Source organism: Azoarcus sp. PA01, from assembly GCA_001274695.2.
GTDB lineage: Bacteria > Pseudomonadota > Gammaproteobacteria > Burkholderiales > Rhodocyclaceae > Aromatoleum.
This window is the reverse complement of record LARU01000004.1, coordinates 193,950-210,913: the sequence shown is the minus strand read 5'-3', so window position 1 is coordinate 210,913 and position 16,964 is coordinate 193,950. Positions and strand designations below refer to the sequence as shown.

At 65.9% G+C, this 16,964-nt stretch carries 19 protein-coding genes; 9 read left to right on the top strand and 10 right to left on the bottom strand.

What is annotated here, in order from left to right; translation table 11 throughout:
- The first annotated feature begins 386 nt into the window (after positions 1–386).
- Positions 387–1,094: a sel1 repeat family protein gene (locus PA01_13175; protein ID KON79473.2), complete on the top strand. Its 708-nt coding sequence runs from the start codon at positions 387–389 to the stop codon at positions 1,092–1,094.
- 9 nt (positions 1,095–1,103) lie between these two features.
- Here PA01_13175 and ylqF read toward each other — a convergent pair whose 3' ends face one another.
- A complete protein-coding gene (gene ylqF, locus PA01_13170; GenBank protein ID KON79472.1) occupies positions 1,104–2,018 on the bottom strand; it encodes a ribosome biogenesis GTPase YlqF in 915 nt (304 codons plus the stop codon).
- Positions 2,019–2,106: 88 nt separating this feature from the next.
- Between ylqF and PA01_13165 the strand changes: the two genes are divergently transcribed.
- From PA01_13165 to PA01_13150, 4 genes are all read left to right on the top strand, one after another.
- Entirely contained in the window at positions 2,107–2,670 is a 564-nt protein-coding gene (locus PA01_13165) for a DUF1415 domain-containing protein (protein ID KON79471.1), read from the top strand.
- 104 nt (positions 2,671–2,774) lie between these two features.
- Positions 2,775–3,599 carry an SAM-dependent methyltransferase gene (locus PA01_13160; protein ID KON80338.1) on the top strand — a complete coding sequence of 275 codons (825 nt, stop codon included), beginning with the start codon at positions 2,775–2,777 and terminating at the stop codon, positions 3,597–3,599.
- Between the two features lie 128 nt (positions 3,600–3,727).
- A complete protein-coding gene (locus PA01_13155) occupies positions 3,728–4,009 on the top strand; it encodes a hypothetical protein (protein ID KON79470.1) in 282 nt (93 codons plus the stop codon).
- 71 nt (positions 4,010–4,080) lie between these two features.
- Entirely contained in the window at positions 4,081–5,586 is a 1,506-nt protein-coding gene (locus PA01_13150; GenBank protein ID KON79469.1) for an aldehyde dehydrogenase family protein, read from the top strand.
- A gap of 122 nt (positions 5,587–5,708) precedes the next feature.
- Here PA01_13150 and PA01_13145 read toward each other — a convergent pair whose 3' ends face one another.
- The 4 genes from PA01_13145 to PA01_13130 all read right to left on the bottom strand — a co-directional run bounded on the left by PA01_13145 (position 5,709) and on the right by PA01_13130 (position 9,714).
- A complete protein-coding gene (locus PA01_13145) occupies positions 5,709–7,007 on the bottom strand; it encodes a hemolysin family protein (GenBank protein ID KON79468.1) in 1,299 nt (432 codons plus the stop codon).
- Between the two features lie 175 nt (positions 7,008–7,182).
- Positions 7,183–8,196, bottom strand: a complete 1,014-nt coding sequence (locus PA01_13140; protein KON80337.2) for a hypothetical protein — start codon at positions 8,194–8,196, stop codon at positions 7,183–7,185.
- 175 nt (positions 8,197–8,371) lie between these two features.
- The gene (locus PA01_13135; protein KON79467.1) at positions 8,372–8,911 is read right to left on the bottom strand and encodes a YaeQ family protein; all 540 of its coding nucleotides are present in this window, start codon (positions 8,909–8,911) and stop codon (positions 8,372–8,374) included.
- A gap of 14 nt (positions 8,912–8,925) precedes the next feature.
- Positions 8,926–9,714, bottom strand: coding sequence for a hypothetical protein (locus PA01_13130; protein KON79466.1), 789 nt, complete (start codon positions 9,712–9,714; stop codon positions 8,926–8,928).
- Positions 9,715–9,884: 170 nt separating this feature from the next.
- On the opposite strand from PA01_13130, the gene PA01_13125 reads away from it, so the two are divergent.
- Positions 9,885–10,877 carry a serine/threonine protein kinase gene (locus PA01_13125; protein KON79465.1) on the top strand — a complete coding sequence of 331 codons (993 nt, stop codon included), beginning with the start codon at positions 9,885–9,887 and terminating at the stop codon, positions 10,875–10,877.
- A 36-nt stretch (positions 10,878–10,913) separates the two neighbouring features.
- Here PA01_13125 and PA01_13120 read toward each other — a convergent pair whose 3' ends face one another.
- Complete coding sequence (locus PA01_13120; GenBank protein KON79464.1) at positions 10,914–11,414, bottom strand: HAD domain-containing protein; 501 nt, start codon at positions 11,412–11,414, stop codon at positions 10,914–10,916.
- Positions 11,415–11,565: 151 nt separating this feature from the next.
- On the opposite strand from PA01_13120, the gene fabI reads away from it, so the two are divergent.
- The 3 genes from fabI to folE all read left to right on the top strand — a co-directional run bounded on the left by fabI (position 11,566) and on the right by folE (position 13,650).
- Positions 11,566–12,345: an enoyl-ACP reductase FabI gene (gene fabI / locus PA01_13115; protein KON79463.1), complete on the top strand. Its 780-nt coding sequence runs from the start codon at positions 11,566–11,568 to the stop codon at positions 12,343–12,345.
- 15 nt (positions 12,346–12,360) lie between these two features.
- Positions 12,361–12,936 (top strand): hypothetical protein, encoded by a 576-nt coding sequence (locus PA01_13110; GenBank protein ID KON79462.1) that lies wholly within the window; start codon positions 12,361–12,363, stop codon positions 12,934–12,936.
- Positions 12,937–13,005: 69 nt separating this feature from the next.
- Positions 13,006–13,650, top strand: coding sequence for a GTP cyclohydrolase I FolE (gene folE / locus PA01_13105; protein KON79461.1), 645 nt, complete (start codon positions 13,006–13,008; stop codon positions 13,648–13,650).
- A gap of 25 nt (positions 13,651–13,675) precedes the next feature.
- On the opposite strand, the gene PA01_13100 is transcribed toward folE, so the two are convergent.
- The 4 genes from PA01_13100 to rlmJ form a co-directional block, all read right to left on the bottom strand.
- Positions 13,676–14,005, bottom strand: coding sequence for a DUF3301 domain-containing protein (locus tag PA01_13100; GenBank protein KON79460.1), 330 nt, complete (start codon positions 14,003–14,005; stop codon positions 13,676–13,678).
- 38 nt (positions 14,006–14,043) lie between these two features.
- Entirely contained in the window at positions 14,044–15,627 is a 1,584-nt protein-coding gene (locus tag PA01_13095; GenBank protein KON79459.1) for an inorganic phosphate transporter, read from the bottom strand.
- An 89-nt stretch (positions 15,628–15,716) separates the two neighbouring features.
- Positions 15,717–16,073: a nucleotide pyrophosphohydrolase gene (locus tag PA01_13090; GenBank protein ID KON79458.1), complete on the bottom strand. Its 357-nt coding sequence runs from the start codon at positions 16,071–16,073 to the stop codon at positions 15,717–15,719.
- Complete coding sequence (rlmJ, locus tag PA01_13085) at positions 16,070–16,915, bottom strand: 23S rRNA (adenine(2030)-N(6))-methyltransferase RlmJ (GenBank protein KON79457.1); 846 nt, start codon at positions 16,913–16,915, stop codon at positions 16,070–16,072. The genes PA01_13090 and rlmJ overlap by 4 nt, the downstream gene beginning before the upstream one ends.
- Positions 16,916–16,964: the final 49 nt, after the last annotated feature.

The following is a 16,964-nucleotide window of genomic DNA, read 5'->3' as shown; positions in this document are numbered from 1 at the left end:
TCCAGGTGCGGAACGGGAACGGCAAGGTCAGCGGCATGAACGATAGTCGAAGCAGGCCAAGGATGTCATGCACGAAATTCCCTTTCCTTATTACGAATGGAACTATAGGAAGCACGCGTCGGTGCGGCCCGTCCAGCGAATATTCCCGTCGCCGCAGTTACTCTCTGTTACAAGGAGTTTTCGATTACGAAGCGCCCGGGCAGCGGGAATCCTGGAGACGAGTAACGCATAATTTGCTCAAATGGAAAAATGACAATCCGGGCAACTGCTGAACGCCTTTTCGAGGTTGGGAAGTCACGATGTCACTTCATGCCACTGTTACCTGTCCGAGTTGCGGAAGCGCCGATTGTCGCAAGTCGAAATGGCAGTCCGAAGGCGAAAAGCAGGTGCACACGGGCACGCGTCCGTATCGGTGCCGCGCCTGCACGCATCGCTTCCATGCGCCCGAGCGCAAGCGGTCCCGCTGGCGGGACGGCGCATCGTTCGCAGTGCCGGTGTTGCTGACGGTGGCGGCGATCGCCACGGTGATCGTCGTCGGCGCCAGAACCGGTGACGAAATGCCGGCCGAGAACCTTCCGGGCGTGCCGATTCCGATCGATCCCTACACGCTGCGCGCGGCCAAGGAAGGGGATGCGGCCGCACAGCTGCGAATTGCGAAAACGCTGCTGCTCGACGCCACGAGCGACCGCTCGCAGTCGCTGGAGGCCGTTCGCTGGCTGCGGGCGGCAGCGGACAGCGAACATCCGGGAGCGATGGTGGAACTCGGAAAACTCTATCGCAGCGGCTTCGGCGTGTTGCAGGACTACGACCAGGCGGCCCGATGGATCCGCACCGCGGCAGCGCGCGGCAACGCCGACGGCATGCTCGAGCTGGGCCGGCTGTATCGCGACGGCATCGGTTTTCCGCGCGACCCGGTGCGCGCTTACGTGTGGTTCAACCGCGCCGCCGCGGCTCTCAACATAGAGGCCGTGCGCGACCGCGACGAGATCGCGCGCAGCCTCGACGCGGATGAGCTGAAGCAGGCGCAGGCGCAGTCGTCGAAAGTGGAATCCGGCGAGGTCGAAGCGATCCCCGTCAAGGAACGCAATCGTTAGCGGGCTGGCCTAGGCCTCCGGCCCGACCGTCTCATCGGCCCGAGACGCACCGGATGTTGCTGCCGACAGCATCTGCCGACGGCTTTCGGGCGTTTCCAGACTGATTCGTCCCAGCACGCCGCTGCGGTAATCGTTGAGGAAGATCTGCGAAGCTTTTTCGAGATCCGGCGCGCCACCTTTGAGCCGGCAGCCGCGCCGTGCCGCGATCGTCTCGATGAGGCCGACGCCGTCGAGCGCCTCGAGGCGTTCGGGCGCGATGCCGTAGCGCGCCGCGAGCAGCGCCGGGTAACGCTCGAGCAGCAGGTCGCCGAGGAACGTCGCGACCTCCTCGTCGATGACGGCGTTGCGTCCGATTGCGTGACTCGCGGCGAGCATGAACCCGTCGGAGTCGTGCGCGATCTTCGGCCACATCAGGCCGGGCGTGTCGGTAATCGTCATGTGCGAACCGAGGTCGAACGTCTGCTGCGACTTCGTCACCGCCGGCTCGTCGCCGACTTTCGCGACGCGGCGCTTCAAGAGCGCGTTCATCAGCGTCGATTTGCCGACGTTCGGGATGCCCATGATCATGATGCGCAGCAGCTTCGTGCCGTCGTTGCGGTGCGGCGCGAGCGCCTGGCACAGACCGGGCACGCGTGCGACGTCTCCCGGCTTTTTGCACGACAGCGCGACCGCCTTGACCCCTTCCTGGCTGTTGAAGAAATCCAGCCACGCGCGCGTAGCGAGAGGATCGGCGAGGTCGGCCTTGTTGAGCACCTTGAGGCACACGCGCTGACGGTGCCGGCGCAACTCGTGGATCATCGGATTGCTGCTCGCTTCGGGGATGCGGGCATCGAGCACCTCGATGACGACGTCGGTCAGCGCCATCGTTTCGGCCGCTTTCTTGCGCGCCGAAGTCATGTGACCGGGAAACCACTGGATCGACATCTGGAATCAAAGCCTTGGAGAAGGGCCGCATTATCGCCTCCTTCGTCGGCGGCTTGGGGCAAAATGGCGAACTTTCGAGGGAATGCGGATGAATCGTGACAAGGTGCTCGCGGCGACGCGGCAGTGGCTGGAGAAAGTGGTGATCGGACTCAACCTGTGTCCGTTCGCGAAGTCGGTGTATGTGAAGAACCAGGTGCGCATCGTCGTCAGCGACGCGCGCCACGTCGACGCGTTCCTCGAAGAGCTCGACCGCGAACTCGATTTCCTCGCCGCCGCCGATCCTGAAGAAGTCGATACGACGCTGCTCGTGCATCCGACGCTGTTCCCCGATTTCCTGGATTTCAACGAGATCGTCGGCATCGCCGAGGAAGCCGTTGCCGAGCACGAGCTCGAAGGCGTCCTGCAGGTCGCGAGCTTCCATCCGCGCTTCCGCTTCGAAGGCACGGGCGAGGACGACATCGAGAACTACACGAACCGTTCGCCGTACCCGACGTTGCATCTGCTGCGCGAGGACAGCATCGAGCGCGCGGTCGCCGCGTACCCGGATGCCGAGACGATCCCCGAGCGCAACATCGAGACGATGCACCGCCTCGGCCACGAAGGCTGGAAAGCGCTCGGCATTGCCGACGGCAGCGAGGACGACGCACCGTGAGCGAGGCACACGCAAAGGGCCGGCGTCCGGCAAGTCGCGGGCGCACGGGAAAACGGCAGCCCTCCCCGGCTCCGAGCGCCGCGCCTCCATCGCCTTCCGCGCAGCTGCCCGATATCCGGCCCGGCCAGTCGATCGAACTGCTGAAGGAACTCCACATCCTGACGCGCGACGGCAAGCTCAACCAGGACAGCCGGCGCAAGCTCAAGCAGGTCTATCACCTGTACAACTTCATCGAGCCGCTGCTCGAAGAAGTGATGAGCGCGCGCGGCGAGCTGACCCTCGCCGACCACGGCGCCGGCAAGTCGTATCTCGGCTTCATCCTCTATGACCTGTTCCTGAAAACGCGCGAAGGTGGCCAGACCGGCGGTCACATCTACGGCATCGAGACACGCGACGAACTGGTCGCGAAGTCGCGCGAACTCGCGGCGCGGCTCGACTTCGGGCGCATGAGTTTCCTGAACCTGTCGGTCGAGGACTCGATCGAGTCGCCCGAACTGCCCGAACAGATCGACATCGTCACCGCGCTGCACGCGTGCAACACCGCGACCGACGACGCGATCCGCTTCGCGCTGCAAAAGCGTGCCCGCTTCATCGTGCTCGTGCCGTGCTGCCAGGCCGAAGTCGCGGCCGCGCTGCGCCGGCACAAGAACGAGTCGTTCGGCAAGACGCCACTGTCCGAGCTCTGGCGCCACCCGATTCACACGCGCGAATTCGGCAGCCAGCTGACGAACGTGCTGCGCTGCCTGCTGCTCGAATCCCACGGCTATCAGCTCACGGTGACCGAGCTCGTCGGCTGGGAGCATTCGATGAAGAACGAGCTGATCATCGCGCGGGCGACGGGCCAGCCGCGGGGCAACGCGCAGCAGCGACTGGCGCAGATCCTCGCCGAACTGAACCTCGACGAGCTTCGCGGCCGTTTTGCGTATTGAAAAGAGAAGCGCCGAAGTGCGGCAGCAAGGCCGCCCGGCGTGCGCAATTGCTCCGGCGCGCTTGATCTCGGCAAAGTACCGCAGCCCCGCAATGGGTTAAGCTGCAGTTCCCTCACCGGTCGCCCCACATGTCCAGCTTTCCGTATCCAATCCTCGTCGCCGCGATTTTCCTGTTCGGCTGCCTTGCGGTCCTGCATATCCACCGGCGCCAGCAGGACGCCCAGCGCGACTTGCCGCAGCGCGACGAGTACCTTGCCGCGCACCGCCAGCGCACCCCCGCGTGCCTGCGCTGCGCGTCCACCGACACGCGCGAATTCGGGCTTCACGAAGGCGAGGACGCGCAGCGCATCGTCGCCTGCAAGAAATGCGACCAGCTGATGTACCGCTACCGGCGCACAGCGGCTGCGTAGAATCCCGAACGGATAGAACATTCCGCTCGGCCGGGCGTCCACTCCACGTATCCAGCGTGGAGGCATCGGCCATGGACGTCACCCCCTTGCTCGCGCGACTCGGCGTCGCGACGGACGAGCTCGAATGCGGCGAGCTGCCGGTACGCAGCCCGATCGATGCACAAATCATCGCGCGGCTTGCACCGCATACGCCTGCGCACGCCGGCGTCGCGCTCGATCGCGCGCAGCAGGCTTTTTTCGCTTGGCGCGACGTACCGCCACCGCGGCGCGGCGAAGTGGTGCGGCAGTATGGCAACCTGTTGCGCCGGCACAAGGCCGATCTCGGCGAGCTCGTGTCGATCGAAGCCGGCAAGATCCGCCAGGAAGGCCTCGGCGAAGTGCAGGAGATGATCGACATCTGCGACTTCGCCGGCGGCCTGTCCCGACAACTCCACGGCTTGACGATCGCGAGCGAGCGCCCCGGCCACCGCATGATCGAGCAGTGGCACCCGGCAGGGGTCGTCGGCGTCGTCTCGGCATTCAACTTCCCCGCCGCGGTGTGGGCGTGGAACGCGGCGCTGGCGTGGGTGTGCGGCGACAGCGTGGTGTGGAAACCGTCACCGCGAACGCCGCTCACGGCCCTCGCGTGTGCAGCGCTGTTCGATTCGCTGCGCGCGGAATTCGACGAGCTGCCGCAAGGCCTGCTCGAAGTGCTGGTCGGCGGCAACGAGCTCGCGACCCTGCTCGCCGACGACCGGCGCATCGCGGTCCTCTCGGCGACCGGTTCGACCGAGATGGGCAAGGCGCTCGCGCCGCGCGTCGCAGCCCGGCTCGGCCGCTCGATCCTCGAACTGGGCGGCAACAACGCTGCGATCGTCTGCCCGAGCGCCGACCTGACGCTTGCCGAACGCGCGATCCTGTTCGCTGCCGCCGGCACCGCCGGCCAGCGCTGCACGAGCCTGCGCCGGCTGATCGTGCATGAATCGATCGCCGATGCGCTGCGCGAGCGCCTGCGCACCGCGTGGGGACGGATCACGGTCGGCAATCCGCTCGATCCGGCGACGCTCGTCGGGCCGCTGATCGATGCCGCAGCGGGTGCAAAAATGGACCGGGCGCTTGGCCAGGCGCGAGCCGCGGGCGGCACGGTGTGCGGCGGCGAGGCGGTCAGCGTGCCGGGATGCGAGGACGCGTGCTATCGCCGCCCCGCGCTCGTCGAAATGCCGGAGCAGACTGCGCTCGTGAAAGCCGAGACTTTCGCGCCGATCCTGTATGTCCTGCGCTATCGCACGCTGGGCGAGGCGATCGCGCTGCACAACGACGTGCCGCAAGGGCTCGCGTCATCGATCTTCACGCGGGACCTGACCGAATCCGAGCGCTTCCTGTCCGCGACCGGCAGCGACTGCGGCATCGCGAACGTGAACATCGGGCCGTCGGGCGCCGAGATCGGCGGCGCGTTCGGCGGTGAAAAAGACACCGGCGGCGGCCGGGAATCCGGCTCGGATGCGTGGAAAGCCTACATGCGGCGCGCGACCTGCACGATCAACTACTCCGGCGCGCTGCCGCTGGCCCAGGGGATCCGCTTCGAGCTCGACGACTGACTATTAAACCGGCAATCGAATACATCCGTTCGCCCTGAACCCGTCGAAGGGCGGTGGCAGGGCTTCGACAAGCTCAGCCCGAACGGTATTTGGTTGCCACGTAATAACGACGCCGCGCTCCGTCACTCCTTCGCCGCCGGCGCGCGCGTGACCAGCAGCTGGTCGATGCGGTAATTGTCGATGTCGACGACCTCGAACTTGTAGTCGCGATAGCTCACCGAATCGGTCCGCTTCGGCACTTTGCGCAGCATGTACATCATGAAGCCGGCGATCGTCTCGTAATTCTCGTGGCCGACGAATTCAGTGATGCCGAGTGCCTGCATCACGTCTTCGATCGGCGTGATGCCGTCGATCAGCCACGAGCCTTCGTCACGCTTGACGATCAGCTCCTCCTGAAACGCGCTGCCGAGCTCGCCCATGACGGTATTCATGATGTCCTGCAGCGTCAGCAGGCCGACGATCAGCGCATATTCGTTGACGATCATCGCGAAGTCCTCGCGCGCGGCGCGAAAACGCTCCAGCGCCTCGAACAGCGTCAGCGTGTCGGGGATCACCAGCGCGTTGCGCACGACCGGATCGGCGCGCAGCGACAGCTTCTGCCCGGACAGGATGCGCGCGAAAATGTCCTTCGAGTCGACGTAGCCGACGACCGTGTCGATCGTGCTCTCGCACACCGGAAATTTCGCATGCGTCTGCGCGACGAGCTTGCCGCGGATGCTGTCCTCGGTCTCGTTCAGCGTGAAATAGACGATGCTCTCACGGTTCGTCATCGCCGACGGCACGGTGCGCGAATCGAGCTCGAAGACGTTCACGATCAGCTGGCGCTCCTGCTTGAGCAGCGCGCCGGTCTGCGCCCCGACGTCGACCATCGCGACGATCTCGGCGGAGGTGATGTTCTCGGTACGCACGTTCGGCAGCTTGAACAAGCGAAACAGCACATTCGCGAGGCCATCGAAGAACCACACCAGCGGCGCGAACGCGAGCACGCAGAAACGCATCGGCGCGACGACCGCGGTCGCGACACGTTCGGGCGAAGTCATGCCGAGGCGCTTGGGCACGAGATCGGAGAACAGCACGAAAAGCGAAGTGACGATGACGAACGACAAAACAAAGCTCACCGATTCGAGCATCGGCCCGTCGTAGACCACGCCGATCAGTTGCGCGACCGCCGGTGACAGCGTCGATTCGCCGACGATGCCGCCGAGGATCGCCACCGCATTCTGCCCGATCTGCACGACCGTGAAAAAATGACCCGGATTCTCCTGCAGCGCGAGCACGCGCTCGGCGACCGCATTGCCCTGCTGGGCCATCAGGCGCAACTTGATCTTGCGCGAAGCGGCGAGCGAAATTTCCGCGATCGAAAAGAACGCGCTGATCCCGATCAGCAGCGCAATGACAAGAATCTGATTCGTGACACTCACGTACTGCCCCCTCGAAGCCGCGCCGTCGCCGACCCCGTTCCCCGGCGCCGCTACGCCCCCCTTCCGGCCCGCAAAAGCGTCGCGAAAATGTCGCTTTTCCCGAAAACGCCGAGCCGTCGCGAGTTCTCGTGCCCCGTCGCGGGGCCGGAACGGCTAAGCCATTTTCCCGCGGCGATCAGAACAGCGCTTCGACCATCAGTCCTGCCGCCCAGCTGCGCCTGCGTTCCGGATCGTCGTCGTGCTGCGGCCAGAAGTGGCCGGCGCTCAGCTCGATGAACGTCCAGTCGCGGTAGATCGGTTGCCGCCAGGTCGCGCGGATGCCGTATTCCCCGACCCCCACCCGCCGGTCCGTCTCGCCGTTGACGAGCACTTCCAGTGCAGACTCGCGCAGATTCGGGTAGGCCTTGAACATCCCGAAGCTGTTCCCCCACCGCAGCCCGGAGGTCTCCTCGGAGATCGTTCCGGCCGCCTGCCAGCGGAAAGACCACGATGGCGAATAGGTATGGTCGTAATTGAGCGCGAGCGTCGAGCCAAAGCCGTCGTCCGATCGCCAGAAGATCGTCTCGCGCAGACCGAACACGTCCCGCTCGGAGAAACGCCACAACTTCTTGTAGCGCGCCTGCGCATACACGTCATCGACGCCACCGCGAAAGCCGGCGCGGAATTCGAGGAACTCGCGCAGCGCATAGCCGACGCCGGCAAAGAAGGACTGGTCGTCGCGACGGCTTTCGCTCAGCAGCTGGTGTTGACGCCTGAACGTTTCCGGCTGGTCGCTGACTTCCTCCTGCTCGTTGTCCTGGCCGATGAACAAATAGCCCAGGCGCTTGACGTTCGGCAGGTCGACGCGCACGCGAAAGCGAAAATTGTTCTCCAGGCCTTCGTCCTGTCGTGCGAGAAAGTCGAAGCGCATGCTGCCGGACACCTTGCCGCCCTCCTCGAACGGGATGTCGCCGAACCAGCCATCGACGGTGCGCGCGACCCCTTCGGTGAGCGCGCGCACACGTCGCCGTCCCTGCTCCATCACGCTCTCGTCATCCCCCGGCATTGCGGCCGGCGGGGCATGCGGGTCCTGCGTATCGACAGCCAGGGGCGGCGGCGCAGCGGGAGAATGGGCAGGATCGCCGGGCTCGGCGGCCGGCACCAGGGCGGCATATCCAATGAGCGGGAGCAGCAGGAAGCAGGGCCTCATGACGATTCTCCTTCGCATGCATTCAAAATACCACGAAGGAGCGTCGAAAGTGGAGTCCCGGTGAGAAAGTGGAGTCCCGGTGAGAAAGTGGAGTCCCGGTGAATCGGCGCGGCCGGCGGAAACCTTCCGGTTCAGCCGGACAGCGGCCGTCGCGCTCCCGGCACGGCGGCGATCCTTACGCGCCCATCCTGCGTTCCGGCTCGACGAGCACCGTCTGCCGGCCGTCGGTGATCCACACCTGGCCGTCCTGCCGGGTGCATTGCAACCGCATGCTGCGCGCGGTCAGCGCGGCGAGCGCGGGCGCCACGTCGGGAGGAAGATTCCATACCGTCAGGTTCGACTGCCGCGCGAGCTTGTCGCGAACGCCGTTCCACCAGATGTCCGCCGCCCGGCCGTAGCTGACGACGACGGTTTCGCGGGCCCGACCGCAGGCTTTGCGGATCCATTTTTCGTCGGGCTGGCCGACGTCGATCCAGCGCTCGATCGCGCCGGTCAGATCCCGCTGCCACACGTCCGGCTCGTCCTCGACGCACAGCCCCTTGCCGAATGCGAGCGCCGGATCGGCATACAGCGCGAACGCGAGGATGCGCACCATCATCCGCTCGTCGGTTTCGGACGGATGGCGCGCGATCGTGAAACCGTGATCGGCGTAGTAGTTGCGGTCCATGTCCGCAATCGTCAATTCGACTTTGAAAATCGTTGCCTTCAGCGCCATCGCCCGGACCCCGGTCAGTGCACGGGCCCGGCGGGCGGAGTGCGCCGCGCCTGTTGCCACGCGAGCACGGCCTGCGCCGAGTGGGCCATGATGCGGTCGTGCTGCGGCGCCGGCAGTGCGGCGGCAAGCGCGGCGAACAGTGCCTCGTTCATTTCCCGCGCCAGCCCGTCCGCGGCGAGGCCTTCGGCGACGCAGCGGATCTGGATATGGGCGAGCGCGTCCGCAACGAGGCGCCAGCCGAGCTCCGGCATCGCCCGGATCAACGCGAACATCATGCCTGCGAGGTGCGCGAGGATCGCTTTCGCCTGTTCGCGCTCGTCGCCGGCGATCATCGCGTGCCACAGCGCGAGGTGAATGCCGCGGCGCAATTCGATCTTGAAGTCGATCGCGTTGCCTTCGGCCGCATCGATCGCGGCGAACTGCTGGTGAAACCGCGCCTCCTGCTGCGGATCGAGGCCGGTGCGCACTGCACCGACGAGTTCGGACAGGCCGGGGATCGCCGCCAGGCCGAAAGCCTGGCTGTACGCGACGCCCCACTGGTCGAGACCGGCGACGACCAGCGCGAGGCGCAGGCTGCATGGGGCGGCGCTCTCGCCCGCGGCGCCCCAGTTGCGCAGCGCCGACGCGAGCGCTTCGACGCCCCGCACGCGCCCCTCGTCATCTTCATCGAGCGTCAGCCGGAAAGCCTGCGCGAACCCGTCCTGCGCCATTCGCGCAGCCAGTTTTTGCACTTCCGGCCGCGCGAGCGCCGCGAGCGCGTCGGCCGGAATGGGCGAGGGAGAAGCCGATGGATCGGAAGTCATGCGCATGGTCCGGGAAAAGGGCGCCATTGTGAAGCCCGCAGCTGCGTCCGGCAAATGCGCCGGGACAAGGATCGCCCGCGGACGGACACCGGGAAACGCCTTCGCCCTTGTGCGCTGCCCGATTCCTGCGAAAATGGACGGCCGCCCCTCGCCCGAAGGCCTGCCGACTCATGGCCACACCGCCGTTCGAAAGTCTCACTCCGGACCGGATCCTCGACGCGCTCGACAGCGTCGGGCTGATGCCTGACGGGCGTCTGCTCACGCTCAACAGCTACGAGAATCGCGTCTATCAGGCCGGCATCGAAGACGGCCCGATGGTGGTCGTCAAGTTCTACCGGCCGGGGCGCTGGCCGGACGAGGCGATCGGCGAGGAACACCGCTTCGTCGCCGAACTGGCCGAGCGCGAGATCCCGGTCGTCGCCCCCCTCGCGCTGCGCAACGCGACGCTGCATCATCACGCGGACCTGCGCTTCGCCGTGTTTCCGCGGGTCGGCGGGCGCGCGCCGGAGCTGTCCGATGCGGCAACGCTCGAATGGATGGGGCGCTTCCTCGGCCGCATCCACGCCGTCGGCGCGTTGGCGCCCTACCATGCGCGACCGACGCTCGACATCGCGAGTTTCGGCGAAGAACCGCGCGACTGGCTGCTCGCCCACGGTTTCATTCCCGACGACCTGCTGCCGGCGTGGCGCAGCACCGTCGAGCAGGCACTCGACGGCGTGCGACGCTGCTTCGACCGCGCAGGGGCGTTCTCCCCGATCCGGCTGCACGGCGACTGCCATGGGGGCAATGTGCTGTGGAGCGAGTCGCCGCCGACACCCGGCCCGCAGTTCGTCGACTTCGACGACAGCCGCATGGGTCCGGCGGTGCAGGACCTGTGGATGCTGCTGTCGGGCACGCGCGCGGACATGAGCCGCCAGCTCGGCGACGTGCTCGCCGGCTACGAAGACTTTCACGATTTTTCGCTGCGCGAGCTGCATCTGATCGAGGCGCTGCGCACGCTGCGCCTGATCCACTATTCGGCGTGGATCGCCCGTCGCTGGGACGATCCCGCGTTTCCCGCGGCCTTCCCGTGGTTCAACACGCAGCGCTACTGGCAGGATCGCATCCTGGAACTGCGCGAGCAGATCCCGCTGATGGACGAGCCGCCGCTCTGGTCGACATGAGAGCGACCTGAACGCACCTGCGGAGCCGCATGAAGCTCAGGCGCGGCGCAAGAACGAAGACGGCCGAGGTGCCGGAAGCGAGCGGCCCGCGCGAAAGCCGTCGAGCTTGCGGCGCAGCGCGACGGCATCCTCTGCGGTGAATCCGCTCTTGAAGTCGGTCAGCAACAGCCGCGAGCGCGTCAGCCAGTTGCCGGGTGCGTCGTCCAGCGCGCACCACGCCGTCCGCGCCACGTCCACGACATGTTGCGCCAGCCACGCCATCGCTTCGCGCTCGCGCAATCCATGCAGTTCGGCGCCGTGTTTCGGAATCATCTGCGGCGTCGCGCCGACAACACGCGGGCGGATGTCCTCAGCGAAGCGGCCGACGAGTTTCGACAGTGAAAACAGCATGCGCCAGTCCGAAGCGATGACCACGCGCGCCTCGTCATAATCACGCAGCACGGCTTCGATCAGCGGCAGGCAGCGGAAATCCTCGACTTCGCCCCAGGGATGGGTCACGCCGTCGAAGTCGAGGAAAATGTAGGATGTCTCGGTCATTGTTGTCCGATCTCGGAGGTGCCTGCGGTGGTAGCATGCTGCGTTGCGGCATTTATCGCAAGCCTCTGAATAGAAACACGCAAGAACCCGTCCGAAATCATTCGCGGTTGTCTTGCCGCAGTACACCAACTTGCTTCAATACGGAGTTTTCATGAAATCACTGGTCAATCTCGGGGGCAAGGTCGGCCTGATCACCGGCATCGCCAACGAGAAATCCATCTCCACAGGAGTGGCCGAAGCATGCGTCGAGGCGGGGGCCAAGCTGGTCGTCACGTATCAGAACGACAAGACCCGCGCATTCATCGAGCCGGTCCTCCACCGCCTCGGGATCACCGACGCGTACCTCATGGACGTCACGCATCCGGAAACCCTCGGCGAGGTGTACGAGCGCATCGACGCGACCCACGGCAGGCTCGATTTCGCCATTCACAGCATGGCTTTCGCGAAACGTGACGATCTGCACGGGCGCGTCGTCGATGCGTCGGCCGACGGTTTCGCGATGGCAATGGACGTATCGACCCATTCGTTCATCCGCCTTGCGAAAATGGTCGAACCGCTGCTGGAAAAATCCGGCGGCGGCTCGCTCGTGACGATGACCTATCTGGGCAGCGAAAAGGTCATCGCCAACTACGGCGTCATGGGACTGTGCAAGGCGGCGCTCGAGGCGGCGACGCGGTACATGGCGTACGAACTCGGGCCGAAAAGCATCCGCGTCAACGCGATCTCGCCCGGCCCGCTGATGACACGCGCGGCCTCCGGCATCGCCGGTTTCGACGGCCTGATGGCCACAGCCGTCGAGCGCTCGCCGCTGCATCGCCTCGTCACGCCGGAGGACATCGGTGCCTTGACCGCGTTTCTCGTCTCCGACGCCGCCCGACTCATCACCGGCGGCGTGCATTTCGTTGACGCCGGCTACAACATCGTCGCCTGAGGCCGGCGGCGAGGCATGATCGCTCCCGCGCGACCGCCGCTCACGCTGCCCGATCCGGTGCCGCAGCATCCACTGCTTGCCGGCAGGGCCGAAATCGGCCGCGGCGAATACAGCATCGTGCTCGATCACGAGGACGGCAAACGTGTGTACAAGATCGCCAGCTCGCCTGCGGACGTCTTCCTGCTCACCGCCGTCGACCGGCCGCGCGGCATTCATTTTCCGCTCGTCTTCGCCGACCACGGCGTGATCGGCCGCGCCGGCTCGGGTTTTCCGCTGCACCTGTTCGAAATGGAGCGCCTTTATCCATTGCGCGGCGACACGCCTGCCGCATCCCTCGCCGCACGGCTGACCGCACTCTACCGCGCCGCGTGCGCCCAACGAAGCGAGCTCGGCGCGGACATGGGCCGGCTCGCGCTCTATCATCTGGCAGTCGAAGAACCGGCGCTCGGCGCCAGCCTGGCCGGCGCGCTGAAAGCCCTGTCGGATTTCGTCGAAGCTTACGGGGTGCTGCCGGATCTTCTCAGTGACGACAACCTGATGATGCGCGACGACGGGACACTCGTGTTCTCCGACCCGGTGTTCATCGCGTGACGCGGCGGCTTGGCGCTCCGATCGGTGTCGGGCGTATCATGTGGAGCCCAGCCGCCGCGGAATTCCCACATGTCGGACTTTCACGACCAGCATCCTCCGCCGCCCGCCCGAACCGGGATCGGCATCCCGCGTACCGGAAGCTTCGATCCGGCCGCGTTCGAACGGGCCGTCAATGACCTGCTGCGCGCATGCGGCGTCGCGCCGGATGCCGTGCATACTGGAAAAACCGCGAGCCGCGTACGCGAACTCTGGCAGCGCCGGCTGCTCGGCGGCTACGACATGGACCCGGCCGAGGCGCTCGGCGACGGTTTCGACGACGATCGGACCGACATGGTGGTGATACGCGGCATCGCCGTGCACGGCGTGTGCCCGCACCATCTCGTGCCGTTTCGCGGCGTCGCGCACGTCGCCTACCTGCCCGGCGGTCGGCTGCACGGTTTCGGACGTATTGCCCGCCTCGTCGACGCGATCGGACATCGCTTCACGTACCAGGAATGGATGACGCGGGACATCGCCGATGCGCTGCTGCGGCACGGCCATGCGCGAGGCGCGGCGTGCATCGTCGAGGCCGAGCAGCTGTGCCTGCTGCTCGGCGAAGACCGCCGCGGCGACGAACGGGTCGTGACACAGGCGTTCGCCGGTGAATTCGAGACGCGCGAGCACCTGCGCGGCGAATTCCTGCACGCGATCTCGGGCCGCACCTCCGGCCGCTGAAGCGGCGAGGCGTTGCCCGGGCGGATCAGTGCAGGGGAAGCTCCGAGGCGCGTCGGGGGCCGATATCGAGCATCGTGACTTCGTTGCCGAGCAGCATCACTGAACCGCGTTGCCGGTCGTCGCCGGAGGCCGAAAACTCGAAGTCATAGACGCGCCGCAGGCGCAGCCGACCATCCCCATCGCGGGCGAGCCGGAGCGCGCTGATCGACACCGTTTCGTCGAGGAACTGCACCCCTTCGCGCCGGCACGCGCTGCGCGCCGCCTGTATGCCCAGTTCGCGCACCTTGATGCTGTCGAGCCAAAACCAGCCGAGCAGGCACAGCAGGATCAGCGCGGCGAGTTCGAAGGAGGACATGGCGGGATAGAGGCGACGGCAGCGACGCGGCGCGACGCTCAGTCGAGCATCATGCCGCGCATCATGAAGAACAGCAGCGCCGCCATCACCGCCGACGCGGGAACGGTGATCACCCAGGCAGCGGCGATGCGCATCAGCTGCGAGCGCTTCACCAGTTCCTTGCGATACACCTTGCGCAGACCCTTGCGCTCCGTCTTCGAGAAGTGGGCCGGATCGAGCTGCTGCTTGGCCTTGGCTTTCAGTTCACGCAGCATCTGGCCCTTCTCGTCGATCGGCGCGACTTCGAATCTGGCGAGGAACGCATCGATCGCGGCCTGGTCGCCTTCCGGGTGATGCGCCTTGATGTCTGCGACCATGCGCGCGTAGTTGCTCTTCAGGTACTCGCGCAGGAATCCGACGCCGAACACGCCACCGACCGCAATATGCGTCGAACTTACCGGCAGCCCGAGCTGACTCGCGATGATGACGGTGATCGTCGCCGACATCGCGATGCAGTACGCGCGCATCTGGTCGAGCTCGGTGATCTCCGAGCCCACGGTCTTGATGACTTTCGGACCGAACAGCGCGAGGCCGACCGAGATCCCGAGCGCGCCAAGCAGCATCACCCACAGCGGAATCGGCGCCGAGCGGGAAATCTCAGTCGCACCGGCGGAGAGGACGTCGACGATCGCCGCGAGCGGGCCGACCGCGTTCGCCACGTCGTTCGAGCCATGGGCGAAGCTCAACAGCGCAGCGGCAAAGATCAGCGGCGCAGTGAAAAGCCGGTTCACACTCTGCTTCGAGTTCGCAATCGACTGCGCGCGGCGGGCGACCATCGGCCGGACCAGGAACAGCACTGCAACAGCAAAGCCGAAGCCGATCAGCACGGCGGTCAGGAAATCCACCTCCCAGACCTGCTTCAATCCTTTCAGCAGCAAATAGGTGCCGAACGTCCACGCCATCAACGCGACCAGGTACGGCACCATGCGGGTGGCAGCCGTGACCATGTCGTGCTGGTACGTGATGCTGCGCTTGATCAGGTAGAGGAACGCCGCCGCGACGATTCCGCCCATCAGCGGCGAGACCACCCAGCTGACGACGATCCGGCCCACCTCGTCCCAGTTGGCAATCCCCATCCCGCTCGCCGCGATGCCGGCGCCGAGCACCGCGCCGACGATCGAGTGTGTCGTCGACACCGGCGCGCCGACTGCGGTCGCGATGTTGAGCCACAACGCGCCGGCGAGCAGCGCCGACATCATCACCCAGACGAAAGTGTCCGGATCCGGAATCCTGGCCGGGTCGATGATTCCGCTGCGTATCGTATTGACCACTTCGCCGCCGGCGATCAGCGCGCCCGCCGCCTCGAAGATCGCCGCGATCACGAGCGCGCCGCCAAGCGTCAGCGCCTTCGATCCGACTGCCGGCCCGACGTTGTTCGCGACGTCGTTGGCGCCGATGTTCATCGCCATGTAGCAGCCGACTGCGGCTGCCGCAGCGAGCATGACGCCGCCCTCGCCCTGTCCGATCATCGCCGCGTACAACATCCCCGCGACGATGAAAATCAGGCCCGTGCCGAGACGAAACAGCTCGGCCCGGCCTTTCCGGGTCGCCCGCTCGATCTCGCTGATGTGCTGAAGCTCCACGTGCTGAATTCCGTAATCAAAAAGACGGCTATTGTTTCAGAAATGCTTCCCTGCCCCAATTGCGACGCGCAGGATTTGCATCGCAAAGGTCACAGTCTGTCGTATTTATCCGAACGTCCGCGCGCCTTGTCGGCAGGATAGCGCACCGCGTTGAGCGCGAGCTTGCGCTGTGCCGCCTCGCCGAGGTCGATGTCGAGGACGTCCGCGAGCCGAACGAGATACAGCAGCACGTCCGCCAGCTCGAGCGCCACTTCGGCGCGCCGCTCTTCGGGCAGATTCGCCGACTCGTCGGCGCTGAGCCACTGGAAATGCTCGATCACCTCCCCGGCTTCCCCGGCCAGCGCCATCGCGAGGTTTTTCGGCGTATGGAAGCGCTGCCAGTCGCGCTCGGCCGCAAAAGCCCGTAGCGCGTCGCGCAGCGCAAGCAGCTGGTCGTGTTCGCTCATTCGATGTGATGCTCCAGATCGAATCCGCCTTCGCCGTCCTCTCCCAGCGCGTCCGCGAGCCACGGCATCACCGCCTCCAGCATCTGTGGCAGCACCCACGGGGGATTGATGACGTACAGTCCGCTGCCGAACATGCCGAAGCCGTCGCGCGGGGGCTTTTTCACCGCGAGGCGCACGTCGAGCCAGTTTTCGGCGCCGAGGTCGGCGAGGCGTTCGGGCAACTGGCGTGCCTCGGTACGCGCGAGCAGCGGATACCAGACCGCGTAGGTCCCGGCGGGAAAGCGCTTGATCGCATCGGCCACGGTGTCGACGACGCGGCGGTAATCCTCCTTGACTTCGTAAGGCGGGTCGATCAACACGACGACGCGGCGTGACGGCGGCGGCAGCAGGCCGCGCAATGCCGAAAAACCGTCCGCCTTGCGCACCTGGACGCGCTCGACATCGCGCGCGAACGTCTGCCCGAGCAGCGCGACATCGGCCGGATGCAGTTCGAACAGCCGCATGCGGTCCTGTTCGCGCAGCTGCGTCATCGCCAGCGCCGGCGATCCGGGATAGAAGGTCAGCCGGCGGTGCGGGTTGAACTGGGCCAGCGCGTCGAGATACGGACGCATGGCGTCCGGCAGATCGTCCCGTTGCCACAGCCGGCCGACTCCGCCGGCGAACTCGGCGTTCTTCCCTGCCTGCTCGCTGTCGAGCGCATAGCAGCCGGCGCCGGCATGCGTATCGACGTACCACCACGGTTTTTCCTTACGGTTGAAGTAGCGCAGGAGTTCGATCAGCACGAAGTGCTTGAGGACGTCGGCGTGATTGCCGGCATGAAAGGCGTGGCGGTAGCTGAGCATGAAAACGGCGCGATCTGACTGAGCGGCGAATGCTAACACCACCTGTTAT